Raw genomic sequence first — 24,687 nt, forward strand, 5'->3', positions numbered from 1 at the left:
AGATGGTCGGGCGCAGGTTCCGCCAGGCTCCGGCCGCTCCGGCGGCCGGAGAACCGGCAGACATAGGAGATAGACGTGATTCAGCAGGAGTCGCGACTGCGCGTCGCCGACAACACGGGTGCCCGGGAGATCCTGTGCATCCGGGTGCTCGGCGGCTCCGGTCGGCGCTACGCGAGCATCGGCGACGTCATCGTGGCCACCGTCAAGGACGCGATCCCGGGTGCCGGTGTGAAGAAGGGCGACGTGGTCAAGGCCGTCATCGTCCGCACCGCCAAGGAGAAGCGGCGTCCGGACGGCTCGTACATCCGCTTCGACGAGAACGCCGCCGTCATCATCAAGGACGGTGGGGACCCGCGCGGTACCCGTATCTTCGGCCCGGTTGGTCGCGAGCTGCGGGACAAGCGGTTCATGAAGATCATCTCTCTCGCGCCGGAGGTGTTGTGACCGTGAAGGTCAAGAAGGGCGACACGGTCGTCGTCATCGCCGGCAAGGACAAGGGTGCCAAGGGCAAGGTCATCGCGGCCTACCCGCGGCAGGACAAGGTCCTGGTCGAGGGCGTGAACCGGATCAAGAAGCACACCCGCATCAGCACCACCCAGCGTGGCGCCAAGACCGGTGGCATCGTCACCCAGGAAGCCCCGATCCACGTCTCGAACGTGATGGTCGTGGACTCCGACGGCAAGCCGACCCGTGTCGGTTACCGGATCGACGAGAACGGCCAGAAGGTTCGCATCGCGCGTAGCACCGGTAAGGACCTGTGATGACCACGGCTACCGAAACCAAGACGATGCCGCGCCTCAAGGAGCGGTACCGCAACGAGATCATCGCTCAGCTGCGGGAGCAGTACCAGTACGGCAACCCCATGCAGGTGCCGCGACTGGTCAAGATCGTCGTGAACATGGGTGTGGGCGAGGCCGCCCGGGACGCCAAGCTCATCGACGGTGCGGTCCGCGACCTGGCCACCATCACCGGCCAGAAGCCGCAGGTCCGGCGGGCGACGAAGTCCATCGCGCAGTTCAAGCTGCGGGAGGGCATGCCGATCGGCGCGAAGGTGACCCTGCGCGGCGACCGGATGTGGGAGTTCCTGGACCGGCTGCTGTCCATCGCGCTGCCGCGTATCCGTGACTTCCGCGGCCTCGACGGGCGCAAGCTCGACGGGCACGGCAACTACACGTTCGGTCTGACCGAGCAGTCGGTGTTCCACGAGATCGATCAGGACAAGATCGACCGCCAGCGGGGCATGGACATCACGGTGGTCACGACCGCCACGACCGACGACGAGGGCCGGGCGCTGCTGAAGCTCCTGGGCTTCCCGTTCAAGGAGAACTGAGATGGCCAAGAAGGCGCTGATCCTGAAGGCGGCCGCGAAGCCGAAGTTCTCGGTTCGCGCGTACACCCGCTGCCAGCGGTGCGGGCGTCCCAAGGCGGTCTACCGCAAGTTCGGGCTCTGCCGGGTGTGCATCCGGGAGATGGCCCACCGCGGTGAGCTGCCCGGCGTGTCCAAGGCTTCCTGGTAATAGCCCGACGCGCTCCGGCGCGTCAGCTGGACTGTCTCTTCGCCGTAGGCCTGCGCGTGTCGCGGGAACCCCGGCGAGAAAGGTTGACGAGTTTTCATGACGATGACCGACCCGATCGCAGACATGCTCACGCGTCTGCGTAACGCCAACCAGGCGTACCACGACCGGGTGACGATGCCGTACTCGAAGATCAAGGCGAACATCGCCGAGGTCCTCAAGTCCGAGGGTTACATCGCCACCTGGTCGGTCGAGGAGCCCGAGGAGGGTGCCGTCGGCAAGCGACTGGTCGTCGAGCTGAAGTACGGCCAGAACCGGGAGCGGAGCCTGGCCGGTATCAAGCGCGTCTCCAAGCCCGGTCTGCGGGTGTACGCCAAGTCGGACGGGCTCCCCAGGGTGCTCGGCGGGCTGGGCGTGGCGATCATTTCGACGTCCCAGGGACTGCTCACCGACCGGCAGGCCCGCAAGCGGAGCGTTGGCGGGGAAGTCCTCGCCTTCGTCTGGTAACGGGAGACAGGTAGAAATGTCGCGTATTGGACGTAAGTCGATCCCGGTGCCATCCGGAGTCGACGTGACGATCGACGGCCGGACCATCAAGGTCAAGGGCCCCAAGGGCGAGCTGTCGCACACCCTGGCCGAGCCGATCACCATCGAGCGGGCCGAGGACGGGCAACTGAACGTCAACCGCCCGAACGACGAGCGCAAGGCCAAGGAGCTGCACGGCCTGAGCCGTACCCTGGTCGCCAACATGATCGTCGGGGTCACCGAGGGCTACCGCAAGAGCCTGGAGATCGCCGGCACCGGTTATCGGGTCACCGCCAAGGGCAAGGACCTGGAGTTCGCGCTCGGGTTCTCGCACCCGGTGCTGGTGCAGGCCCCGGACGGCATCACCTTCACGGTGGAGCGGCCCACGCTGTTCCACGTGGCCGGCATCGACAAGCAGCTCGTCGGTGAGGTCGCCGCCAACATCCGGAAGATTCGCCCGCCGGAGCCCTACAAGGGCAAGGGCGTGAAGTACCAGGGCGAGGTCATCCGACGCAAGGCCGGAAAGGCGGGCAAGAAGTGACCGCGCGCATCAGCACTGAGGCGAGGTCCTCCGCCGGCCGTGAGGCTGTGAGAAAGGCAGGTAAGAAGTGAGCGCCACGCTGCTCAAGCGCCGCCGCGGCGTCGCCGCCAAGCGTGCCGTCGGGCGGGCGCGGCGGCACTTCCGAGTGCGCAAGAACGTCAGCGGCACCGCCGAGCGTCCGCGCCTGGTCGTGACCCGTTCGCTGCGGCACATCGTCGCCCAGATCGTGGACGACACCAAGGGTCACACCCTGGCGTCGGCCTCGACCCTGGACGCCTCGCTGCGCGGCACGGAGGGCGACAAGAGCGCCCTCGCCGGCAAGGTCGGCGCCCTGCTGGCCGAGCGGGCCAAGGCCGCTGGCATCTCCAAGGTCGTCTTCGACCGCGGTGGCAACCGGTACGCGGGGCGGGTCGCCGCGCTTGCCGACGCCGCCCGCGAAGCCGGGCTCGAGTTCTGACAATCCCCGTCACGAGAGAGAAGGAAGGCTGCTGATGCCAGGTCAACAGCGCCGTGGCGGCGGGTCCGGTGGCAACGAGGGTGGTCGCCGCGACAACCGCCGTGAGGGCGGCCGCGGAAACGCGCCCGCCGAGAAGACCCCGCACCTCGAGCGGGTCGTCGAGATCAACCGTGTCGCCAAGGTCGTGAAGGGCGGTCGTCGCTTCAGCTTCACCGCCCTGGTGGTCGTGGGCGACGGCGACGGCACCGTGGGCGTGGGCTACGGAAAGGCCAAGGAGGTGCCCGCGGCGATCGCCAAGGGCGTCGAGGAGGCCAAGAAGCACTTCTTCAAGGTGCCGCGGATCGGTTCCTCGATCCCGCACCCGGTCATGGGCGAGGAAGCCGCCGGTGTGGTGCTGCTCAAGCCGGCCTCGGCCGGTACGGGTGTCATCGCCGGTGGTCCGGTCCGTGCCGTGCTGGAGTGCGCGGGCATCCACGACGTGCTCTCCAAGAGCCTGGGCTCGTCGAACCCGATCAACATCGTGCACGCCACCGTGGCCGCGCTGAAAGGGCTGGAGTCCCCGGAGGCCGTGGCATCGCGGCGGGGCCTGCCAGTGGAGGACGTCGCTCCGGCGGCCATGCTGGCCTCGCGGGCGGAGGTGGCGTCCTGATGGCACGTCTCAAGGTCACCCAGGTCCGTTCCGAGATCGGGACCAAGCGCAACCAGCGCGAGTCGCTGCGTTCGCTCGGTCTCAAGCGGATCAATGACGTGGTGGTCAAGGAGGACCGGCCCGAGATTCGCGGCATGATCTTCACGGTCAACCACCTCGTGAAGGTCGAGGAGGTCGAGTAATGACGATCAAGGTCCATCACCTGCGTCCGGCGCCGGGTGCCAAGACCGCGAAGACCCGCGTGGGTCGCGGTGAGGGCTCCAAGGGCAAGACCGCCGGTCGCGGTACCAAGGGTTCGAAGGCCCGGAAGAACATCTCGGCGGCGTTCGAGGGTGGGCAGATGCCCATCCACATGCGCCTGCCGAAGCTGAAGGGCTTCAAGAACAAGTTCAAGGTGGTGTACCAGGTTGTCAACCTGGACCGCCTGGCCGAGCTGTTCCCCAACGGTGGCCAGGTCGGCCCGGCCGAACTGGTCGAGGCCGGCGCCGTCCGCAAGGGACAGCCGGTGAAGGTTCTCGGCACCGGGGACCTCGGCGGGGTGGCTCTCCAGCTGTCGGCGCACGCGTTCAGCGCCTCGGCCAAGGAGAAGATCACGGCCGCCGGCGGCTCGGTCACCGAGCTGTAGTGCTGTTTTCCATGGCGCCCGCCAGTTGATCTCAGCTGGCGGGCGCCGTGGTCTACAACGGGCAGGGCGCGCCCGGTAATATCGGATCTGGTTTATGTAGCCGGGCAGATCTGCCCGTACCGGGATCGGGCTGTTAGAGTCCCTTCCCAGCCATGGAATCGGGCACTTGCCCGGAGCCCACCCCGAACCGCCAGGGACGACCGGCGGCCCGCCTCGCGCAGGAGGAAGAAGTTGCTGTCCGCCTTTCTCAGTGCGTTCCGTACGCCTGACCTGCGCAAGAAGCTGCTGTTCACAGTCGGCATCGTCGCGATCTATCGGCTCGGCGCCACGGTGCCCAGCCCAGGTGTCTCGTACGGCAACGTTCAGAAGTGCCTGGAAGCCATCGAGGGCTCGACCGGCGTACTGAACCTGCTCGACCTCTTCTCCGGCGGCGCGCTGCTCCAGCTGTCGGTCTTCGCGCTGGGCATCATGCCCTACATCACCGCGTCGATCATCCTGCAGCTGCTGACGGTGGTGATCCCCCGGCTTGAGCAGCTCCGCAAGGAGGGCCAGGCCGGTCAGGCGAAGATCACCCAGTACACCCGCTACCTGACGCTGGGGCTGGGTATCCTGCAGGCCTCGGCCTTCGTGGCGCTGGCCCGCTCCGGGCAGCTGTTCAACAACCAGTGCAACGAGGAGATCATCCCGACCGGCACCGGTGTTCCGGACTGGCTGACCCTGTCCATCCTGGTGATGACGATGACCGCCGGTACCGGCATGGTCATGTGGCTCGGTGAGCTGATCACCGACCGGGGCGTCGGTAACGGCATGTCGGTCCTGATCTTCACCTCCATCGCGGCCCGCCTGCCCAGCGAGGGCTGGCGGATCAAGGAGAGCCAGGGCTGGTGGAAGTTCCTGCTCGTCATCGCGTTGGTCCTGGTGGTCATCACCGCGGTCACCTTCATCGAGCAGTCACAGCGCCGGATCCCGGTGCAGTACGCCAAGCGCATGATCGGCCGGCGGATGTACGGCGGCACGTCGACCTACATCCCGCTGAAGGTCAACCAGGCTGGTGTGATCCCGGTCATCTTCGGTTCGTCACTGCTCTACCTGCCGCAGCTGGCGTTGCAGTTCTTCGACCAGAACGACCCGGGCAAGACCCAGGCGTGGATCCAGAACAACCTGGTCGACCCGACCAGCCCGATCTACATCACGGTCTACTTCCTGCTGATCATCTTCTTCACCTACTTCTACGTCTCGATCACGTTCAACCCGACCGAGGTCGCAGACAACATGAAGAAGTACGGCGGCTTTGTGCCGGGTATCCGCCCCGGTAAGCCAACCGCCGACTACCTGGACTTCATCCTCAGCCGCATCACCCTGCCGGGCGCGCTGTACCTCGCGACCATCTCGATCCTGCCGAACTTCTTCTTCATCTGGCTGGACCGGCAGCAGTACCTCAACTTCCCGTTCGGTGGTACCGCTGTGCTGATTATGGTCGGCGTGGCTCTGGAGACGAGCAAGCAGATCGAGAGCCAGCTGATGCAGCGGAACTACGAAGGGTTCCTGCGGTAGATGAGACTGGTTCTGGTTGGCCCGCCGGGTGCGGGCAAAGGCACACAGGCTGAGTTCATCGCCGCGCATCTGTCCGTGCCCAAGATCTCGACTGGCGACATCTTCCGAGCCAACGTGTCTCAGGGCACGCCGCTCGGCGTCGAGGCCAAGCGCTACATGGATGCCGGCAAGCTCGTGCCGGATGAGGTCACCATCAACATGGTGCGGGACCGGCTCGCGGAGCCGGACGCCGCCGAGGGGTTCCTCCTCGACGGGTTCCCGCGTACCACCCCGCAGGCCGCCGCGCTGGACAAGCTCCTCGCGGATCTCGGGACCTCGTTGGACGTCGTCCTCGAACTGGTGGTCGACGACGACGAGGTGATCCGGCGGCTCTCCGGTCGGCGTACCTGCCGGGGCTGCGGCAAGATCTGGCACGTCGAGTTCGACCCGACCAGCCGGGAAGGCATCTGCGACCGCTGTGGCGCGGAGCTGTTCCAGCGCGACGACGACAAGCCGGAGACCATCGCCGCCCGACTGCGGGAGTACGCCGAGAAGACCGCGCCGCTGGTCGACTACTACGGCGCGCAGGGCAAGCTGGTCGGCATCGACGCCACGGGTCCGGTGGAGGACGTCACGGTCCGCGCCATCGACGCCCTGCGGTCGTACGGGGCCTGAGGTCGCCCGGCTGCCAGCCGGATAGAGTCCTGACAGCGGGGTACGCCGGTCGTACCCCGCTGTTTCGGCAACGAAAGGTAGCGCCTCCATGCGTCGTCCCCAGCTGGACATCCAGCTGAAGACTCCTGAGCAGATCGAGAAGATGCGTGCCGCCGGCCTCGTGGTCGCGGAGGCGCTTCGCCGGATGCGGGAGGCGGTGGCCCCCGGGGTGAGCACCGCCGATCTGGACGAGATCGCCGAGTCGACGATCCGGGACGCGGGAGCGGTCCCGTCCTTCAAGGGCTACCACGGGTTTCCCGCGTCGATCTGCTCCTCGGTCAACGAGCAGATCGTGCACGCCATCCCGTCGCCGAAGCAGGTTCTCGCCGAGGGAGACCTGATCTCGATCGACTGCGGCGCGGTGCTGGACGGATGGCACGGCGACGCGGCGATCACGGTCGGCGTGGGCGAGGTCGATCCGGCGTTGCTGCGGATGGCCGAGGTGGCCGAGGACGCGATGTGGGCTGGGATCGCCGAAGCAGCTCGCGGCGCGGCCAACGGTAGGGGTCGGCTGACCGACATCTCGCACGCGGTCGAGCGCGCGGTACGCAAGGCGGGGCGGTACGGCATCGTGGACGGCTACGGCGGCCACGGCATCGGCACCGAGATGCATCAGGACCCGCACGTGCTCAACCACGGACGGCCGGGCAAGGGACCCCGACTGGTGCCCGGGATGGCGCTGGCCATCGAGCCCATGATCACCATGGGTTCGCCGCGTACGGCGGAACTCGCCGACGGTTGGACGGTCGTCACCCGCGACGGCTCGCGGGCCGCCCACGTCGAGCACACCATGGCCCTGCTGCCGGACGGGGTGTGGGTGCTGACCGCCCACGACGGTGGCCGCGCCCGCCTGGGTGACCTGGTCACCGCCCGCCAGCCGAGCGGCACGCCGACCGCGTAGCGGCTCACTCCGCGACCCGGCCGATCGCGCACTGGCAGCGCGGTGGCATGCTTGCCGACATGGACGAGCAGGGCGCCATGCGGGCAGCGGACTCCGACCGGCAGGCGGTCGCCGAACGTCTCCGGGTGGCTCTCGACGAGGGCCGACTAGACCTGCACGAGTACGACGAGCGGTTGCAGCGGGCCTACGCCGCTCGCACCTACGCCGAACTGGACACCCTCGTCAGCGATCTGCCGGCGCCCGCAGGTGCGGTGGTGCCGACGCCGGTGGCGTCGACGCCCGCAGTGCCGGACGCGCCGGTGCCGACCCGGGCCGGACGGGGGCCGACCGCACAGTGGCTGGCCATGATCTGGGGGCCCTGGCTGCAAGCGGTCGGGATCGTGGTGACGGTGTGGGCCGTCACCTCGATGGCCGCCGGTGTGGCGCTCTACTTCTGGCCGGGCTGGGTGGCGGGTCCGTGGGGTGCGGTGCTGCTGGTGCGTACCGTCACCGGACTGGCCAGCGGCGAGCCGGAACGGTGGGCCGCACAGCGGGAGCGTCGCCGCCAGCGGCGGGCGCAGAAGCGGGCGCTCAAGCGGGAGCGCAGGATGCTGAGTCAGCGGCAGCCCGATGCCGCCGGCTCCGGTGGGGCAGCGGCCGGCGAACGTGCCGCGCTGGCGGTGAGCGACGGCGTCTGCGGGGACGGGCGGCCGGTGGCCGAGGCCGCCGCCGGCGACGACGCGGCGGACGGCACCGGGACCGGCGAGGTGGCCGGGGCTCCGGCGGGCGAGGCGCGCCGCTCAGACCGGGGTGACGTGGGCTGATCGTCCCGTTTCCGCAGCCGGTCCGGGTCGGGCTGGCCGGTCGGTTTGGCGACGGCATGCAGGCGGGCGTACACTTTCTGATCGGCGCACAGCGTCCACTCCGCCATGCCCACCAGCGCTTCGGTGGGACGCGGAGCCGCGGCTGGCGCGGGAAGTCTGATCTTGGTCAAGCATCCCGTGTAAGACGTTGTGGGCCGTCCGGAGCAACCGACGTCAGGACAGCGGAGGACATGCCGAAAAAAGACGGAGCCATCGAGATCGAAGGTCGGGTCATCGAGCCCCTGCCGAACGCTATGTTCCGGGTGGAGCTCGCCAACGGCCACAAGGTGCTGGCTCACATCAGCGGCAAGATGCGGCAGCACTACATCCGCATCCTGCCGGAGGATCGAGTCGTCGTCGAGCTTTCGCCGTACGACCTGACCCGCGGGCGCATCGTCTACCGCTACAAGTAAGCCTGACGACGGCCGGGAACGTCCCGTGTCCGTCTTCGATGTCCGGTGTCGCGCCATGCGACCTCGGGCCAGATGGGAAGTAAGGCAACCGTGAAGGTCAAGCCGAGCGTCAAGCGGATCTGCAACAAGTGCCAGGTGATCCGCCGGCACGGCCGGGTCATCGTCATCTGCGTCGACCCGCGCCACAAGCAGCGCCAGGGCTGAACCAGCCCACACAACACACATGCTCGTCCCAGCCGCGAGCGGTGCGCAGCGCGTACTCCAATCGTGGTTGACCCCCGGTCGAAGGCCGGGGCCCGCTCGGGCAGCGACCGATCCCGGTCGCCGGCGTCATCGGCGTCGGAAGGACAGGGACGGCCGGTAGCGGGGTGGGACGGGTCCACACCTTCGCCAGCACACCACGAGGAGTACGCCCGCACATGGCACGTCTAGTCGGCGTCGACCTCCCCCGCGAAAAGCGGATGGAGATCGCGCTCACCTACATCTTCGGCGTGGGTCGCACCCGCGCCCTGGAGACGCTCAGCGCCACCGGCATCTCGCCGGACAAGCGCGTCCGGGACCTCACGGACGAGGAGCTGGTCCAGCTCCGGAACCACATCGAGGCCAACTACAAGGTTGAAGGTGACCTGCGCCGCGAGGTCGCCGCTGATATCCGCCGCAAGGTCGAGATCGGCTGCTACGCCGGCATCCGGCACCGTCGGGGTCTGCCCGTGCGAGGCCAGCGGACCAAGACCAACGCCCGGACCCGCAAGGGCCCGAAGCGGACCGTCGCCGGCAAGAAGAAGCCCGGCAAGAAGTAGTAGTTCCTCAACCGGAATTCTGGTCGTTCTCCGCCGTGGTAGGCCGGGTTCCAACCGGAACCGGTGCCTACCGATTCAACAGGCGACGGGCCAGGACCCGATCGAGAACCGAAACAGGAGCGCACAAGACTTATGCCACCGAAGGCTCGTGCCGGAGCCGCTGTCAAGAAGGTCCGGCGCAAGGAACGTAAGAACGTCGCCCACGGGCAGGCGCACATCAAGAGCACCTTCAACAACACCATCGTCTCGATCACCGATCCGACTGGTGCCGTCATCTCCTGGGCCTCGTCCGGCCAGGTTGGCTTCAAGGGCTCCCGCAAGTCGACTCCGTTCGCCGCGCAGCTGGCCGCCGAGGCCGCCGCGCGTCGGGCCATGGAGCACGGCATGCGCAAGGTCGACGTGTTCGTCAAGGGCCCCGGCTCCGGCCGGGAGACCGCCATCCGTTCGCTGCAGGCCGTGGGCCTTGAGGTCGGGCAGATCTCCGACGTCACCCCGCAGCCGCACAACGGGTGCCGTCCGCCGAAGCGTCGTCGGGTCTGAGAGGTAGAGAGAGATGGCTCGTTACACCGGTGCCGACTGCCGCCGCTGCCGGCGGGAGAAGATGAAGCTGTTCCTCAAGGGCAGCAAGTGCGATGGTCCGAAGTGCCCGTTCGAGTCCCGGCCGTTCCCGCCCGGGCAGCACGGCCGCGGCCGCACGAAGGAGACGGAGTACCTGCTCCAGCTCCGTGAGAAGCAGAAGGCCCGCCGCGTCTACGGCGTGCTGGAGAAGCAGTTCCGCGGCTACTACGAGGAAGCCGTCAGCAAGAAGGCCAAGACCGGCGAGGTGCTGCTGCAGATCCTCGAGTCGCGGCTGGACAACGTGGTCTACCGGGCTGGCTACGCCAAGTCCCGGGACATGGCCCGTCAGTTGGTCAAGCACGGTCACTTCACGGTGAACGGCAAGAAGGTCGACATCCCGTCGTTCCGCGTCAAGGAGCACGACATCATCGAGGTCCGGGGCAAGAGCAAGGAGCTCACCCCGTTCATCGTGGCTCAGGCCGAGGCCGGCTCCAAGACCGTTCCGGCGTGGCTGGAGGCCATCCCCAGCCAGATGAAGATCCTGGTGCACTCGCTCCCGGCCCGACAGGTGATCGACACCCAGGTCCAGGAGCAGCTGATCGTCGAGCTCTACTCCAAGTAAGGGCTCGTTGCGGTGGCCCGCCCCGCTCGGGGCGGGCCACCGGAACAGTTTGTGTCGTGGGCGTCATATAGCGGGCGTCCCGGAAGAGAAGAGAAGACATGCTCATCAGCCAGCGACCGACTCTGTCGGAGGAGTCGCTCAACGAGACGCGGTCCCGGTTCACCATCGAGCCGCTGGAGCCGGGCTTCGGCTACACCCTGGGCAACTCGCTGCGGCGTACGCTGCTGTCGTCCATCCCGGGTGCGGCGGTCACCTCGATCAAGATCGACGGTGTGCTGCACGAGTTCACCACGATCCCCGGGGTCAAGGAGGACGTGGTCGAGCTCGTCATGAACATCAAGGAGCTCTGCGTCAGCTCCGAGCACGACGAGCCGGTCAGCATGTACCTGCGCAAGCAGGGCCCGGGCGATGTGACCGCCGGTGACATCCAGCCTCCGGCCGGTGTCTCGGTGCACAACCCGGACCTGAAGCTCGCCACCCTCAACGGCAAGGGCCGGCTCGACATGGAGCTGACCGTCGAGCGGGGTCGCGGCTACGTCACGGCGGCGCAGAACAAGCAGGCGGGCGCGGAGATCGGCCGGATCCCGGTCGACTCGATCTACTCGCCGGTGCTCAAGGTGACCTACCGGGTCGAGGCGACCCGTGTCGAGCAGCGGACGGACTTCGACCGGCTGATCATCGACGTCGAGACCAAGCCGTCGATGGGGCCGCGTACCGCCCTGGCCTCGGCCGGTTCGACGCTGGTGGAGCTGTTCGGGCTGGCCCGTGAGCTGGACGAGACCGCCGAGGGCATCGACATCGGCCCGTCGCCGCAGGACGCGCAGCTGGCTGCGGACCTGGCCCTGCCGATCGAGGAGCTGGACCTGACCGTTCGCTCCTACAACTGCCTCAAGCGCGAGGGCATCAACTCCGTTGGTGAGCTGATCGGGCGTACCGAGGCCGACCTCCTCGACATCCGCAACTTCGGCCAGAAGTCGATCGACGAGGTCAAGATGAAGCTCGCCGGGATGGGTCTCGGGCTGAAGGACTCGGCCCCGAACTTCGACCCGGCGCACGTCGTGGACACCTTCGGCGAGGCTGACTACGACACCGACGACTACCGCGAGACCGAGCAGCTCTAGTCCGCGCTGCCGCCACACCTGAGGAGCACCAAGCATGCCCACGCCCACCAAGGGCCCCCGCCTCGGCGGCAGCCCCGCGCACGAGCGGCTGATGCTGGCCAACCTGGCCACCTCGCTGTTCCAGCACGGCAAGATCAAGACCACCGAGACCAAGGCCCGGCGGCTGCGTCCGCTCGCCGAGCAGCTGATCACCAAGGCCAAGCGGGGCGACCTCGCGTCGCGTCGGCGCGTGCTGACCGTGGTCAAGGACAAGGACGTGGTCTACGCCCTGTTCGACCAGATCGCGCCGCGGTACGCCAACCGCAACGGCGGCTACACCCGGATCGTGAAGACCGGTCCGCGTAAGGGTGACGCCGCTCCGATGGCGATCATCGAGCTGGTCGAGGAGCTTCAGGTCGCCGAGCCGAAGGCGAACAAGAAGACCGCCGGTCGCAAGGCCGCCCAGCAGGACAAGGTCGAGGCGCTGGCCCCGGCCGAGGAGGCCCCGCGGTCGGCCGACCAGGACGCCGAGGCGCCGCAGTCGGCCTCCGGTGACACCGCCGCTGCCCGCAAGGACAGCGACCTGGCCACCGAGGAAGGCAAGGCCTGATCCAGGCTGTCGTCGGGCCCGGCACCCTCAGGGGTGCCGGGCCCGACCCCGTTCAGGGGCGATGGTGAGATCCTCGGTCGCGCCGGGGGGATCGGCGCAGACCAACCAGGAGGTACGAGGTGGACGAGCGGACCCGGTTGCGGCTGGACGTCGCGTACGACGGGACGGCCTTCTCCGGATGGGCCGCCCAGCCGGACCGGCGGACGGTCGCGGGGGTGCTGGTCGAGACGCTGGACCTGGTGCTCGGCGAGGGTGCCGCGACGGGACTGACCGTCGCCGGGCGCACCGACGCGGGGGTGCACGCCACCGGGCAGGTCTGTCACCTGGACATGCTCACCGACGTCTGGAAGGCGCACGAGGGACGGTTGCTGCGTCGGCTGGCCCGCCTGCTCCCGACCGATGTGCGGGTGCGAGCGATCAATGCGGTGCCGGCCACCTTCGACGCCCGGTTCTCGGCGACCTTCCGCCGCTACGAGTACCGGGTGACCGATGCCGCGTGGGGATGCGACCCGCTGCGTCGGCACGTGATCCTGGCCTGGCCCCGCGAACTCGACCTCGACCGGCTCAACGCTGCGGCGGCCGGGCTGGTGGGGGAGCACGACTTCGCCGCGTACTGCCGACGCAAGGAGAACGCCACCACGCTGCGGGAGGTGACCAGGCTGGACTGGCGGCGCGACGCCGACGGCACTCTCGTCGCGACCGTGCAGGCCGACGCGTTCTGCCAGGCGATGGTCCGCAGCCTGGTCGGTGCCATGCTGGTCGCCGGTGACGGTCGTCGACCGGTGGACTGGCCGGCCGACCTGCTGACCCGCCGGGAGCGGGCCAGCGAGGTGACCGTGGCACCCGCGCACGGGCTGACCCTGGTGGCGGTGGGTTACCCGGACGACCCTGCCGAGTACGCGCGCCGGGCCGAGGCGACCCGGCGGCTGCGGGTGGCGACGTAGCCTCGGCGGTCAGTCCTCGTCGGACCCGCCCTGGTCACCGGTGCCGTCGGAGGGCTCTTCGGTCGGTTGACTCGCCGTCCCGCCGTCGGCGCGCCGCTCCAACACACCCTGACTGAGGTGCTGTTCGAGCATGTCGAAGAGGATCTCGCGGACGGTGGTGTCGCCGGAGCGGATGGTCGCGCCGTCGGTGCGGACGACCACCGCGTAGGCGATGTAGTGGCCGCGTACCTGCCAGCCGACGCGAGCCGGGGCAGTGGCGACGACCTCGGTGTCGTCTCCCGCCGACATGCCCCGGAAGCGCCCCTGCCGCTCGTCGAGCAGTTGGCGGATCCGGTCTCGGGCGCGTTCGGCGCTGGACCGGTCGGTGAGGTTGAACAGGCCCGTGGTGACCAGGTGGTCGCCGTCGGGTGTGCGGAGGGTGGCGCGGACGACCTGGTTGCAGCCGAGCCGCACCAGCAGTTCCCCGACCTCTCCGGTGGCGGCCACGGCGCAACTGGCGCTGGACTGGGTGCGCAGCACCTCGTAGCCGTTCTCGCCGTCACCGACGGCGATCGTGCTGGCGGGGAAGACCTCGCGGGCGGTGAGCGGTGCCTGGTCGGTGTCCCGGGAGTCGAGGTCGCTCGCCGTGGTGGGCGGGGTATCGCGGGCGGTGTCCGCCGGGTCGCTGGGGGCGGCCTGTTGACCGATCAGGGTCCGACCGTCCATCAGGGTGGCGGCGGTGAGTCCGCAGAGAGCGAGCAGCACCAGCGCCGCGGCGCCGCCGATCAGCACCTGCCAGGCCCGACCGCCACCACGCCGGGGCGGCGGCACGACCGTGGTGGTGCCGCCATCGACCGGTGCCTCCGCCACGCCGACCGACAGCGGTTCGTCGAGGGTGGCCGGTGCCGGGTCGTACCGTGGTGCCGGCTCCTGCCGCGCGGTGGAGTACGCCCCGGTCGGCGGCGTCGACGACGGCAGCATGATCTGGTTCGGCCGGGTCAGGGACGGGGCGGGGAAGCGCGACGGGGACGGACCCGCCGGCGGCGGCGGGCCGGGCGGGGGCGCGATGCCCTCGGGCTCGTCGTCCCGGTACGGGACGTGTGCGTCCTCATCGGAGTCGTACCGATACACCATGTCGTCCAGAGTAGGGATGTTTATCCCTTTAGTAGGTATTTTGGAAAAACGCGGCGTACGGACGTGTCGGGTCGACTGCGGCTGCCGCCGCTGGGTGCACCTCCGGGCCGGTGCGAGAATGGCCCGCGTGACCGGGGACCACTACTTCACCACCGAGCCGAACGCGCCCGCCCAGGCGCGCGAGGTGCAGTTCGCCGTCGCGGGGCGGGACTACACCCTGGCCTCGGCCTCCGGGGTCTTCTCCGCCAGCCGCCTTGACCCCGGCACCGCGGTGCTGCTGCGCAAGGCGGAGTTGCCCGACGCCACGACCACCGGCGACCTGCTCGACCTCGGCTGCGGGTTCGGCCCGATCGCCTGTGTGCTCGCCACCGTCGCCCCCGCCGCCACCACCTGGGCGGTGGACGTGAACGAGCGGGCTCGAAGCCTCACGGCCGGTAACGCCGCCCGGCTCGGACTCTCCGACCGGCTGCGGGTGGCTGCGCCCGAGGAAGTGCCCGCCGACCTCCGCTTCGCGCAGATCTGGTCCAACCCACCGATCCGGATCGGCAAGGACGAACTGCACCGGATGCTGCTGCACTGGTTGCCCCGGCTGGCCGCGGACGGCGTCGCCTGGCTCGTGGTGGCCCGCCACCTCGGCGGTGACTCGTTGCAGAACTGGTTGGTCGAGCAGGGGTGGCAGGTCGCTCGCCAGGCCAGCCAGAAGGGATTCCGGGTGTTGCGCGTCACCCGCTGACCGGGTAATCGGTTGGCCTGTCGATTCCGGCTCCGGCAGGATGCCGGCGTGGGATACGTGGACGTGGCGGCGGTCGGGCATGTCCTGCCCGACGGCCGGGAACTCTTCGCCGATGTGTCGTTCCGGGTCGGTGAAGGCGCCAAGGTGGCCCTGGTCGGGCCGAACGGTGCGGGCAAGACGACGTTGCTACGGATGGTCGCCGGGGACCTGCCGGTGCGCACCGGCACCATCGCGCGTACCGGCGGGTTGGGTGTCATGCGCCAGTTCATCGGCATGATCGGCGACGAGTCGACCCTCGCCGACCTGGCCCTGTCGCTCGCCCCACCGCCCCTGCGCGAGGCCGGTCGCCGACTCGCCGAGACCGAGGCGGCCATGCGTGCGGCCGAGCTGCGCGGCAAGTACAGCACCGCCGCCGGAAAGGCCCAGCTGGCGTACGCCGACGCGTTGGCCGCCTGGGGCGAGACCGGCGGATACGACGCGGAGGTGCTTTTCGACACCGTCGCCACCATCGTCCTCGACCTGCCCTGGGAGACTGCCCGGCAGCGTCCCGTACGCACCCTCTCCGGCGGTCAGCAGAAGCGTTTCGCCCTGGAGTTGCTGCTGCGCGGCCCCGACGAGGTGCTGCTGCTCGACGAGCCGGACAACTTCCTCGACGTGCCCGGCAAACGGTGGCTGGAGGCGCGGCTGCGCGAATCCGCCAAGTCGGTGCTCTACGTCTCCCACGACCGGGAGTTGTTGTCGCACACCGCCGACCGGGTGGTCGCCGTGGAGGGCGGCAGCGCCTGGGTGCACCCGGGTGGCTTCGCGAGCTGGCACGCGGCGCGGGTGGCCCGGCACGCGCGCCTCGACGAGCTGCGCAAGCGGTGGGACGAGGAGCACCAGAAGCTGCGCGAGCAGATGCTGATGTACAAGCAGAAGGCCGCGTACAACTCCGACATGGCCTCGCGCTACCAGTCGGCGCAGACCAAGCTGCGTAAGTTCGAGGAGGCCGGGCCGCCGCCCGTACCGCCGAAGGAGCAGGACATCCGGATGCGCCTGGCCGGTGGCCGGACCGGCAAGCGTGCGGTGGTCTGCGAGCAGCTGGAGCTGGACGGCCTGACCTACCCCTTCGATCTGGAGCTGTGGTACGGCGACCGCCTGGCCGTGCTCGGTGCCAACGGCACCGGCAAGTCCCATTTCCTGCGCCTGCTGGCCCGGGGAGGGACGGACCCGGACCCGGCGAACGGTCCGGTAGACAACGGGGCAGCGCTGACGCCCGTGGCGCATGACGGGGTGGCGCGGCTCGGTGCGCGCGTGCGTCCCGGGCACTTCTCGCAGACCCACGACCGGCCCGAGCTGATGGCGAAGACCCTTGCCGAGATCCTCTGGCGGGGTGACGAGCATCGGGACGGGATGGACCGGCACACGGCCATGGCGGCACTCAACCGGTACGAGTTGGCCGGACAGGGCGACCAGCGCTTCGCCACCCTCTCCGGTGGACAGCAGGCCCGCTTCCTGGTGCTGCTGCTGGAGTTGTCGGGCGCGACCCTGCTGCTGCTCGACGAGCCCACCGACAACCTCGACCTGGCCTCGGCCGAGGCGCTGGAAGCCGGGCTCGCCGCCTTCGCCGGCACGGTGGTGGCGGTCACCCACGACCGTTGGTTCACCCGCACCTTCGACCGGTTCCTGCTGTTCCGTGGCGACGGCGAGGTGGTCGAGACCGACGAGCCGGTCTGGGACGTGGCTTGACCACCGCATCGGCTCCTGCCGTGCGTCCCTGCGACCACCCGGCGAGGCGACATATGGTGATCTCGTGAGTGAGATGACCTATCGCCGGTTGGGCGACTCCGGGCTCGTGGTGTCCGTCGTGGGCATCGGCTGCAACAACTTCGGCCGCAAACTCGACGCCGACGGCACCCGCGCGGTGGTCGACGCGGCCCTCGACGTCGGGATCAACTTCTTCGACACCGCCGACATCTACGGAGAGCCGCACGGTGCGTCGGAGGAACAGCTCGGGGCGGCCCTCAAGGGCCGTCGGGACGAGGTGGTGCTGGCGACCAAGTTCGGCATGTCGATGGCCGGTGGCAACGGACGCGACTTCGGGGTACGCGGCTCGCGGCGGTACGTGATCCGGGCGGTCGAGGCGTCGCTGCGGCGGCTGGACACCGACTACATCGACCTGTACCAGTTCCACGAGCCGGACCCCGGCACCCCGATCGACGAGACGCTCTCCGTCCTCGACGATCTGGTCCACGCCGGCAAGGTGCGCTATCTCGGCAACTCCAACTTCGCCGGTTGGCAGATCGCCGACGCCGACTGGACGGCGAAGGACCGGGGCTTCACCAGGTTCGTCAGCGCGCAGAACCACTACAGCCTGCTCAACCGGGACGCCGAGATCGAGGTGCTGCCGGCCTGCGACCGGTTCGGGCTGGGCATGCTGCCGTTCTTCCCGTTGGCGAACGGGTTGCTGACCGGCAAGTACAAGCGGGGTGAGGCACCGCCGGCCGGCAGCCGCCTGGCCGGTGGTGGTCGGTACGCCCAGCGCCTCGCCGCGGCGGACTGGGACACCATCGAGGCCATCGAGGCGTACGCCGCCGAGCGCGACGTGACCATGTTGCAGGTGGCCATCGGTGGGCTGGCGGCCCAGCCGGCGGTGACCTCGGTGATCGCCGGAGCGACCACGCCCGAGCAGGTGCGCGCCAACGCGGAGGCCGGTTCCTGGCAGCCCAGCGACGCCGACCTCAAGGCGCTGCGCGAGGTGCTCGACCGCCGATAGTCGCGGCCCCACACGAAGCGGCCCGGCACGCGACGCGTGCCGGGCCGCTTCGCACCCACGTCCTAGGGTCGCTCGCGACGCCGGCTCAGCAGCGGTGCGACCAGCGCCACCACCACGAGCGTGGCGACACCGATCCCGACCGCCCACCACCAACCGGGCGCCGCGCCGTCGGCGGTCGAGCGGCCCTGCGCCGATCCGCCGGACCGGTGCTCCGACACGGGGGCCAACGACGGAGTCTGCGGCACCCGTGCCTGCACCGTGGCGGTGCCGGTGCCGGAGTACGGGCCGGACGCCTGCACCCGCACCTGCCAGGTGCCGGGGGAGAGGATCGGGCCGGTGGTGTAGAAGCCCTGCCCCTCGGCGGAGGGGTCCAGCTGCACCGGGCCGACCGTGCGACCCTGCTCGCCGGTGGCGGTGACGACCAGCCGGACGACCTCGTCCAGGTAGTGCCCGTCGGCGTAGGTCGCCTGGATGGTCACCCCGCTCGCACCGTCACCCGCCACGGTCACGGTGAGCTTGTTGCCGTGCGCCGCCGCCGGGCTCCCGGCGAGGACCGCCAGGAGCAGCGCGGCGAGCAGGCTGGTGGTCACCGTACGGACCCGCGTCACGGTGCCTCCTCACTTCGTCGTGCAGGGGCCCCGTCCGGTCGAGACCGGACGGGGCCCATGGATCACAGGTGACGACCGGGCGCGAGCCGGGTGGGATCCGCACCGAGGCGACCGGCCCCCTTGACGGACTTGCCGTCGTTGGCCTTGACCCCAGCCGTGCTGGCGGTGCCGCCGAGCCGGACGATCATCGCGTCGGCGTCCCGGATAAGCACCTCCCGGATCTCCGCCTCGCCGATCTGAGTGGCGTCGCCGGCAAGGTCGCGGAACTTGCGCAGTTCCTTGATGGCCTTGTCGTCGTTGCCCTTGGCCTCCTCCTTGCGGACCTTCTCCAACTGCTTCGACAACTGGTCGTACGCCTTGTTCGACAGGCGTCCCGTGGCCTTGAACCGGTCCAGCAGGTTCTGCATGTCCCGGAACGAGGTGGTGACGAAGAACCGGACCGACGCGGTGGTGGCGTTACCCGCCTTGTCGGTCGCGACCACTGTCAACTCGTGCAGACCCAACGGCAGCTCGTACATCGCCTGGAGGGTGCCGCTGGCGTACGGGCGGTCGTTGAGCGTGCCGACCACGGTGGCGATACCGGAGGTCGGGTCGACCGCCTGCCAGGACACGCGTACGTCCTGGCTGTCACCGTAGAGCTGGCCGTCGGCGAGGCCGGAGACCAGCAGGGTCGGCTTCGTGCCGTCGATGCGGACCACCGCCGACTTCAACGTCTCGACGTGGCCGAGCTTGTCGGTGGCCCGGTACAGCAGCTCGTGGATGCCGTCACCGCTGATCTCCACCGGCTCGGTGTACGGCGTCCAGTCGCCGTCGTCGAGCGACCACTCCAGCAGCTCCACCCCGGCACCGGCGTCGGTCGAGGTGAGCACCACCGGAATGGTGCCGTCGTGCCAGCCCTCGTCGTTCGCCGGAGCGAACGAGGCGGTGCTGACCGGTGCCGTGGTGTCGATCCGGACGGTGACCGTCTTCGTCTCCTCCACGTTGCCGGCCTCGTCTACCGACCGGAACCGCACCTCGTGATCGCCGTCCCCGACCACCTGCACCGGCTCGGTGTAGGTGGTCCACTCGGTGGCCTCACCGACCTGGTACTCGGTGCGGGCCACCCCGCTGCCGCCGTCGGAGTCGGTGGCGGAGAGCGTCACGGTCACCGGCCCGGTGTGCCAGCCGTCGACCGGCGTACCGGAGACCTCAGCGGTGGTCACCGGGGGCACGGTGTCGCTCGGTCCGTCCTCCGCGGAGAACCGGAAGTACTCGAACGAGGCCGGCTTCGATTCGGTCTGGTTGCCGCTGAGGGTGAACACGCCCACCTTCGGGGTGGCCCCGACGGCCGCGTTGGTCAGCTCGGTCAACGCGGTCCAGGTCTCGCCGTCGGCCGAGTACGACCCGGTGAACGTGTCACCGGTGCGCGCCAGCCGCAGGTACCACTCGGCCGAGGTCAGGTTCTCCGCACCCGGCTGTGGATCCTGGATCGTCCCGTCGATCTCGCTACGCAGCTCGATCCGGCGGGACACCGGCTGGCCGACCTGGTTGTCGACGACGAAGTCGAACTTGATGTAGTTGTCGTCGTCGCCGTACACGATCAGGCCCGCCTGCTGGTACTGCTCGTCCAGCAGACTTCCGTCGATCTTCGTCTCCATGGTCCAGTCGCCCTCAGGGGCGTTCTGCAGGATGAAGTTCGTCGGATCGGTGTTGTTGGTGCCGTAGATGTCACCGTTGGGCACGTCGATGTGCAGCTTCCCGCCGCTGACCCGGTAGGCGCTCAGGTCCTCCCGCAGGATCGCGTTCCACCGGCACTTGTCCAGCGAGATGCCGTCGAACTCGTCGGACGGGTCGACCGGCCCGGCCGGCTCGTCCGGGATCACCTGGAACCAGTCGAACGCGGCCTCCACCACCGGCGCGTCGGTGCCGCCGTTGAGCGCGAACAGGCCGATCTGCGGGTTCTCGATGCCGTCCAGCTCGGCGGACCGCCCGACCGGGCTGTAGGTCTGCCCGTCAGCCGACATCTCCGCGGTCAGGTTGGTGCCGTCGCTGCTGATCCGCAGGTAGACGGTGTCACCGTCCGGTGCGGCCACACTGTCGGCACTGTCGTTGCGCGGCGTGCCGGCAGTCTCCCGGAGGAACTCCACCCGCCGGCTGCCGTTGTAGAGCAGATCGACCTTGGCGTAGTTGTCGTCGTCGCCGTAGACGATCAGACCGGCCTGCTGGTAGGTCGCCGTCACCGGGACGGTCACCTTCGTGGTCACCTGCCAGGCACCCGACGGTGCGGGCTGGAGCACCAGGTTGGTGGCGTCGTTGCGGCTGCCGTAGAGGTCACCGACCCCGGTGGGGAGTCGCAGCGCACCGTCGGAGACGGAGAGGAGCTGGTTCTCCCGCACCACATTGGTCCAGCGGTCCCGGTTGAGCGTGTCGCCGTCGAAGTCGTCCGAACGTGCCCCGAGGCAGGAGGTGTTCGGCGATTCGACCCGGACCGACACGGCGGCGTACGCCCGGGCACCCCGGCTGTCGGTCACCGTCAGGGTGGCGGTGAAGTTGCCGGGCGCGGCGTACGTGTGCTCGGCCTGGAGCGTGTCGGCCGTACCACCGTCACCGAAGTCCCACTCGTACGTCAGCGGGGTGTCGCCCTCGGGGTCGGTGGCGGTACCGCTGAACGCGACGGTGAGCGGCGCGGTGCCGCTGGTCGGCGTGGCGGTGGCGGTGACGACCGGCGGGGCGTTGTCGGTGACGCCCTTGCCGACGAAGTCGACCCAGTTGACGTTGAACAGGCTCGCCGTGCCGCCTTCCGGGTCACGGGCGACGAAGAACAGCTTGCCGTTCGAGTCGGCGTCCGCCGGCACCTCTGCGGTGACGTCGGTGTACGTCTGCCAGTCTCCGGTGCCCGGTACGTCGACGGAGGTGACCAGCGGACCGTCGGGCGCACCGGCGCGGACCTCGATCCGTCCGCCGGAGCCGGCCGAAGCCGCCCGGAACCGGATCGACTCGATGCCGGTCAGGTCCGCCGGCTCGAACGACCACCAGTCGCCGTCCTCGATGAATCCGATGTTCTGTCCACCGCCGGCGGTGTCACTTGAGGTCTCCTTGACCACACCCGCGTCGCCGCCGCCGGTGCTGCCGGGGATCCGGCCGGTGTTGGAGTAGTACTCGGCCTGCTTGCGCTTGGGCTGGAGGATCTCCAGGGCCCGACCGGTGAGCGGGTTGGCCCCACCGGAGCCGCCCTTGTCGGTGTAGGTCGCCTCCAGCACGGTGAAGACGTTCGCCTCGGCACCGTGTCCGGCGGCGAGCTGGGTCTGCACCACGCCCTCGCAGCCGGTGTGCTGCTCCAGCGGGTGGGCGTGCTCGTCGTGGCCGAGGAGGACCTGGAGTTCCACGTCGGCGCAGTCGATCTCGCCGTCCTCGGGGTCGGTCACCTTGATGGTGTACTTGACCTGGTCACCCCAGTCGAAGAAGCCACCGTCCGGCGGGAACTCGATGGTGACCGTCGGTGCGGTGTTGCCGACCGTGACCGGCACGTTCGCCACCGCGGTGCGGCCCTTCGGGTTGGTCACGGTGAGCTGGGCGTTGTAGTTGCCCGCCGAGGCGTACGTGTGGGTCGGGTTGGCCTCGTCGGAGGTGTTCCCGTCACCGAACGTCCAGGCGTAGGTGAGATCGCCGCCGTCCGGGTCGCGGGACCCGGCGCTGGAGAAGTTCACGGTCAGCGGTGCCGGACCGGAGGTGGGATCGGCGCTGGCCACGGCGATCGGAGCCCGGTCACCGGCGATGTAGTCGATCCGGTAGACGCCGGAGTTGTCGTTGTTGCCGCCGAAGCCGCTGCCCCACTCGATCAGGTACAGCGCGCCGTCGGGGCCGAACTCGAAGTCCATCGGCCGGATGAAGCTCATGCCGTCTAGCAGACGGTTGATGTCCACCAGGGACTTGCCGTCCTGGCTGACCTGCATGGTGTACATCCGCGACTGGTTCCACTCACCGAGCAGCGCCTTGCCGTCGTAGTACGCCGGCCACTTGCGGTCGGAGACGAGGTCGGCGTCGTACCGGTAGACCGGGCCGCCCATCGGCGCGCCACCGCCGCCGATCTCGGGGAACCGCGGGTTCGCGGCGTAGCCGTAGTCGACGGTGGCCGCGATGGCGGGCGGCAGGTTGGTCAGGCCGGTGTTGTTCGGCGAGTCGTTGACCAGGTTCGCGCAGTCGAACGGGGCCCCACTCGGCCCGGACGGGAACTGGTAGTCGTTGTACGCCCGGTTGTTGCCGTGGCAGTACGGCCAGCCGAAGTTGCCGGGCTTGTCGACGATGTTCCACTCGACCAGGCCCTCCGGGCCCCGGTTCGGGTTGGCGGAGTTCGCGTCCGGCCCGTAGTCGGCCACGTAGAGCACGTCCGTGGCGAGGTCGATACCGATCCGGAACGGGTTACGGAAGCCCATCGCGTAGATCTCGGGACGGGTCTTCTCGGTGCCCGGCGGGAACAGGTTGCCCTCCGGGATGGTGTACGTCCCGTCGTCCTCCGGGTGGATCCGGATCACCTTGCCGCGCAGGTCGTTGGTGTTGCCGGAGCTGCGCTGCGCGTCGTAGTCGGCGCGACCGGGCCGCTCGTCGATCGGGGTGTACGCGTCCGACGAGAACGGGTTGGTGTTGTCTCCGGTGGCCAGGTAGAGGTTGCCGGCCGAGTCGAAGACCAACGAGCCGCCCGCGTGGCAGCAGGTGTTGCGCTGCGTGTCGACCCGCAGCACCTCCTGCTCGCTGGCCGGGTCGATCGAGTCGCCGGTGACGGTGAACCGGGACAGCAGGTTGCGCGCGATCCCGTCGTTCGGGGCGTAGTAGAGGTAGACCCACCCGTTGCTGGCGAAGTTCGGGTCGAGCCGGATGCCCAGCAGACCGTCCTCGTTGCCGGTGAAGACGTCGAGGCTGAGGGCGGTGACGGTCTGGCCGGTGTCCGGCTTGATGATCTGGACCCGGCCGTCGCGTTCGATGTAGAAGACCCGGCCGTCGGGTGCGATGTCCAGCTCCATCGGGTTGCTGGTGTTGCTGTCCAGCGTCACCTTCTCGAAGCTGGCGGTCAGCGACGCCCCGCAGTCGGCGTCCTCGACCCCGGCGGCGGTGCGGATGCCGCCGAGCAGGTGGGCGCGGAAGTCCGGATCAGCGAAGGACTCCTGGGTGTGGCCGCCGCCGGTGTACCAGGCCCGGCCGCCGTCGTAGTCCTGGCACCAGGCGATCGGGTGGTCGTGCCCCATCGCGCCGGATCCGGGGTTGTAGCTGTTCTCGTCGAGGGTGGCCAGCACGTGCACCGTGCCGCGCGGGTTGGTGCGGTAGTTGTACCACTCGTCGTACCGGGACCACTGGTCCGGCAGGTGCGCCGTGGAGGGGTGGGCCGGGTCTTCGACCTTGACCGTGGCGGTCTGGTTCGCCGGGTGGCTGTTGAAGTACGCGCCCACCAGTTCGCCGTACCAGGACCAGCTGTACTCGGTGTCGGAGGCGGCGTGGATGCCGGCGTAGCCGCCACCGGCCTGGATGTAGCGCTCGAACGCGGCCTGCTGGTCGGCGTTGAGCACGTCACCGGTAGTGGAGAGCCAGATCACCGCCTGGTACTGGGCGAGGTTCGCGTCGGTGAACGCGTCACCGTCCTCGGTGGTGTCGACGGTGAAACCGTGCTCGGCACCGAGTTCCTGGATGGTGGCGATGCCGGTGGGAATGGAGTCGTGGCGGAAGCCGGCGGTCTTGGAAAAGACCAAGACCGAGAAGTCGTCGGCTGCGGCTGCGGGCTCGGCCTGCTGGGCGGGCGCGCGTTGCGCGACCGCCTCGACGCTCGGCGCGGCCTGTGCGGCGGGAACGCCGACGAGGCCGGTCGCGGCGAGGCCGAGGGTGAGAAGTGTGGCGGTGATGGGTACGCGGGCACGGCGTGGTCGGGGCACTCCGGTCTCCTCTGTCCTTACTCGACGTGAGTCGCGGGGGCCGGCTCGCCGAAGACCGTCCCGGGTGGAGCTGGTCCGGACCGCCTTGCCGAAGGGCGTCCGATCCAGCATTATGTCGAGTCGCTGAACAAATTAATTCTGTCGAAACGATTTATGGCAAGACTTCGATAGATAACGTTTCGGTAAATGCGGGCGACATTTCTGCACAGTCCGTGCAAACCACTACGAGCGCC

At 69.1% G+C, this 24,687-nt stretch carries 27 protein-coding genes and 1 pseudogene; 25 read left to right on the plus strand and 3 right to left on the minus strand.

What is annotated here, in order from left to right; all coding sequences use genetic code 11:
• Positions 1 to 75 precede the first annotated feature (75 nt).
• The 22 genes and pseudogenes from rplN to truA all read left to right on the plus strand — a co-directional run bounded on the left by rplN (position 76) and on the right by truA (position 13,348).
• The gene (gene rplN, locus FF096_RS01875; RefSeq protein ID WP_015619002.1) at positions 76 to 444 is read left to right on the plus strand and encodes a 50S ribosomal protein L14; all 369 of its coding nucleotides are present in this window, start codon (positions 76 to 78) and stop codon (positions 442 to 444) included.
• A complete protein-coding gene (gene rplX / locus FF096_RS01880) occupies positions 441 to 761 on the plus strand; it encodes a 50S ribosomal protein L24 (protein WP_170863408.1) in 321 nt (106 codons plus the stop codon). The genes rplN and rplX overlap by 4 nt, the downstream gene beginning before the upstream one ends.
• Positions 761 to 1,330: a 50S ribosomal protein L5 gene (gene rplE / locus FF096_RS01885; protein WP_155214550.1), complete on the plus strand. Its 570-nt coding sequence runs from the start codon at positions 761 to 763 to the stop codon at positions 1,328 to 1,330. Before rplX ends, rplE begins: the two co-directional genes overlap by 1 nt.
• Before the next feature lies 1 nt (position 1,331).
• Positions 1,332 to 1,517, plus strand: coding sequence for a type Z 30S ribosomal protein S14 (locus FF096_RS01890; protein ID WP_007073023.1), 186 nt, complete (start codon positions 1,332 to 1,334; stop codon positions 1,515 to 1,517).
• 96 nt (positions 1,518 to 1,613) lie between these two features.
• The gene (gene rpsH, locus FF096_RS01895) at positions 1,614 to 2,021 is read left to right on the plus strand and encodes a 30S ribosomal protein S8 (protein ID WP_018784557.1); all 408 of its coding nucleotides are present in this window, start codon (positions 1,614 to 1,616) and stop codon (positions 2,019 to 2,021) included.
• 16 nt (positions 2,022 to 2,037) lie between these two features.
• Complete coding sequence (rplF, locus tag FF096_RS01900; protein WP_155214551.1) at positions 2,038 to 2,580, plus strand: 50S ribosomal protein L6; 543 nt, start codon at positions 2,038 to 2,040, stop codon at positions 2,578 to 2,580.
• 67 nt (positions 2,581 to 2,647) lie between these two features.
• Positions 2,648 to 3,037: a 50S ribosomal protein L18 gene (rplR, locus tag FF096_RS01905; protein WP_281572198.1), complete on the plus strand. Its 390-nt coding sequence runs from the start codon at positions 2,648 to 2,650 to the stop codon at positions 3,035 to 3,037.
• A gap of 34 nt (positions 3,038 to 3,071) precedes the next feature.
• Positions 3,072 to 3,686: a 30S ribosomal protein S5 gene (gene rpsE, locus FF096_RS01910; RefSeq protein ID WP_155214552.1), complete on the plus strand. Its 615-nt coding sequence runs from the start codon at positions 3,072 to 3,074 to the stop codon at positions 3,684 to 3,686.
• Entirely contained in the window at positions 3,686 to 3,868 is a 183-nt protein-coding gene (gene rpmD, locus FF096_RS01915) for a 50S ribosomal protein L30 (protein WP_018784560.1), read from the plus strand. Before rpsE ends, rpmD begins: the two co-directional genes overlap by 1 nt.
• Entirely contained in the window at positions 3,868 to 4,311 is a 444-nt protein-coding gene (rplO, locus tag FF096_RS01920) for a 50S ribosomal protein L15 (protein ID WP_155214553.1), read from the plus strand. The genes rpmD and rplO overlap by 1 nt, the downstream gene beginning before the upstream one ends.
• Before the next feature lie 231 nt (positions 4,312 to 4,542).
• Positions 4,543 to 5,865 (plus strand): preprotein translocase subunit SecY, encoded by a 1,323-nt coding sequence (gene secY, locus FF096_RS01925; protein WP_155214554.1) that lies wholly within the window; start codon positions 4,543 to 4,545, stop codon positions 5,863 to 5,865.
• Positions 5,866 to 6,519: an adenylate kinase gene (locus FF096_RS01930; RefSeq protein ID WP_155214555.1), complete on the plus strand. Its 654-nt coding sequence runs from the start codon at positions 5,866 to 5,868 to the stop codon at positions 6,517 to 6,519. It begins immediately after the preceding gene.
• A gap of 88 nt (positions 6,520 to 6,607) precedes the next feature.
• Positions 6,608 to 7,459 carry a type I methionyl aminopeptidase gene (gene map / locus FF096_RS01935; protein ID WP_155214556.1) on the plus strand — a complete coding sequence of 284 codons (852 nt, stop codon included), beginning with the start codon at positions 6,608 to 6,610 and terminating at the stop codon, positions 7,457 to 7,459.
• Positions 7,460 to 7,518: 59 nt separating this feature from the next.
• Positions 7,519 to 8,085 (plus strand): annotated as a pseudogene (locus FF096_RS26225) (DUF1707 domain-containing protein); the annotation flags it as partial.
• A 407-nt stretch (positions 8,086 to 8,492) separates the two neighbouring features.
• Positions 8,493 to 8,714, plus strand: a complete 222-nt coding sequence (gene infA / locus FF096_RS01945) for a translation initiation factor IF-1 (protein ID WP_007073013.1) — start codon at positions 8,493 to 8,495, stop codon at positions 8,712 to 8,714.
• A 90-nt stretch (positions 8,715 to 8,804) separates the two neighbouring features.
• Positions 8,805 to 8,918, plus strand: a complete 114-nt coding sequence (gene rpmJ / locus FF096_RS01950; RefSeq protein ID WP_203997444.1) for a 50S ribosomal protein L36 — start codon at positions 8,805 to 8,807, stop codon at positions 8,916 to 8,918.
• A 215-nt stretch (positions 8,919 to 9,133) separates the two neighbouring features.
• Positions 9,134 to 9,514 (plus strand): 30S ribosomal protein S13, encoded by a 381-nt coding sequence (gene rpsM, locus FF096_RS01955; protein WP_093403631.1) that lies wholly within the window; start codon positions 9,134 to 9,136, stop codon positions 9,512 to 9,514.
• 132 nt (positions 9,515 to 9,646) lie between these two features.
• Positions 9,647 to 10,054 carry a 30S ribosomal protein S11 gene (gene rpsK, locus FF096_RS01960; protein WP_013288613.1) on the plus strand — a complete coding sequence of 136 codons (408 nt, stop codon included), beginning with the start codon at positions 9,647 to 9,649 and terminating at the stop codon, positions 10,052 to 10,054.
• 13 nt (positions 10,055 to 10,067) lie between these two features.
• Positions 10,068 to 10,694 (plus strand): 30S ribosomal protein S4, encoded by a 627-nt coding sequence (rpsD, locus tag FF096_RS01965; RefSeq protein WP_155214558.1) that lies wholly within the window; start codon positions 10,068 to 10,070, stop codon positions 10,692 to 10,694.
• A gap of 98 nt (positions 10,695 to 10,792) precedes the next feature.
• Entirely contained in the window at positions 10,793 to 11,815 is a 1,023-nt protein-coding gene (locus FF096_RS01970; RefSeq protein WP_155214559.1) for a DNA-directed RNA polymerase subunit alpha, read from the plus strand.
• Between the two features lie 34 nt (positions 11,816 to 11,849).
• The gene (gene rplQ, locus FF096_RS01975; RefSeq protein WP_155214560.1) at positions 11,850 to 12,404 is read left to right on the plus strand and encodes a 50S ribosomal protein L17; all 555 of its coding nucleotides are present in this window, start codon (positions 11,850 to 11,852) and stop codon (positions 12,402 to 12,404) included.
• 119 nt (positions 12,405 to 12,523) lie between these two features.
• A complete protein-coding gene (truA, locus tag FF096_RS01980) occupies positions 12,524 to 13,348 on the plus strand; it encodes a tRNA pseudouridine(38-40) synthase TruA (RefSeq protein ID WP_309222490.1) in 825 nt (274 codons plus the stop codon).
• 9 nt (positions 13,349 to 13,357) lie between these two features.
• Here truA and FF096_RS01985 read toward each other — a convergent pair whose 3' ends face one another.
• Complete coding sequence (locus tag FF096_RS01985) at positions 13,358 to 14,461, minus strand: hypothetical protein (protein WP_196222417.1); 1,104 nt, start codon at positions 14,459 to 14,461, stop codon at positions 13,358 to 13,360.
• A 127-nt stretch (positions 14,462 to 14,588) separates the two neighbouring features.
• Between FF096_RS01985 and FF096_RS01990 the strand changes: the two genes are divergently transcribed.
• From FF096_RS01990 to FF096_RS02000, 3 genes are all read left to right on the plus strand, one after another.
• Positions 14,589 to 15,194: a methyltransferase gene (locus tag FF096_RS01990; protein WP_309222491.1), complete on the plus strand. Its 606-nt coding sequence runs from the start codon at positions 14,589 to 14,591 to the stop codon at positions 15,192 to 15,194.
• Positions 15,195 to 15,242: 48 nt separating this feature from the next.
• On the plus strand, positions 15,243 to 16,922 hold the full coding sequence (locus FF096_RS01995; protein ID WP_309222492.1) for an ATP-binding cassette domain-containing protein: 1,680 nt from the start codon (positions 15,243 to 15,245) through the stop codon (positions 16,920 to 16,922).
• Positions 16,923 to 16,995: 73 nt separating this feature from the next.
• Positions 16,996 to 17,949 (plus strand): aldo/keto reductase, encoded by a 954-nt coding sequence (locus tag FF096_RS02000; RefSeq protein WP_155214872.1) that lies wholly within the window; start codon positions 16,996 to 16,998, stop codon positions 17,947 to 17,949.
• A 62-nt stretch (positions 17,950 to 18,011) separates the two neighbouring features.
• Here FF096_RS02000 and FF096_RS02005 read toward each other — a convergent pair whose 3' ends face one another.
• On the minus strand, positions 18,012 to 18,557 hold the full coding sequence (locus tag FF096_RS02005) for a hypothetical protein (protein ID WP_309222493.1): 546 nt from the start codon (positions 18,555 to 18,557) through the stop codon (positions 18,012 to 18,014).
• A 62-nt stretch (positions 18,558 to 18,619) separates the two neighbouring features.
• The gene (locus FF096_RS02010; RefSeq protein ID WP_309222494.1) at positions 18,620 to 24,454 is read right to left on the minus strand and encodes a ThuA domain-containing protein; all 5,835 of its coding nucleotides are present in this window, start codon (positions 24,452 to 24,454) and stop codon (positions 18,620 to 18,622) included.
• Positions 24,455 to 24,687: the final 233 nt, after the last annotated feature.

This window comes from Micromonospora sp. CP22 (assembly GCF_009712475.1).
GTDB lineage: Bacteria > Actinomycetota > Actinomycetes > Mycobacteriales > Micromonosporaceae > Micromonospora.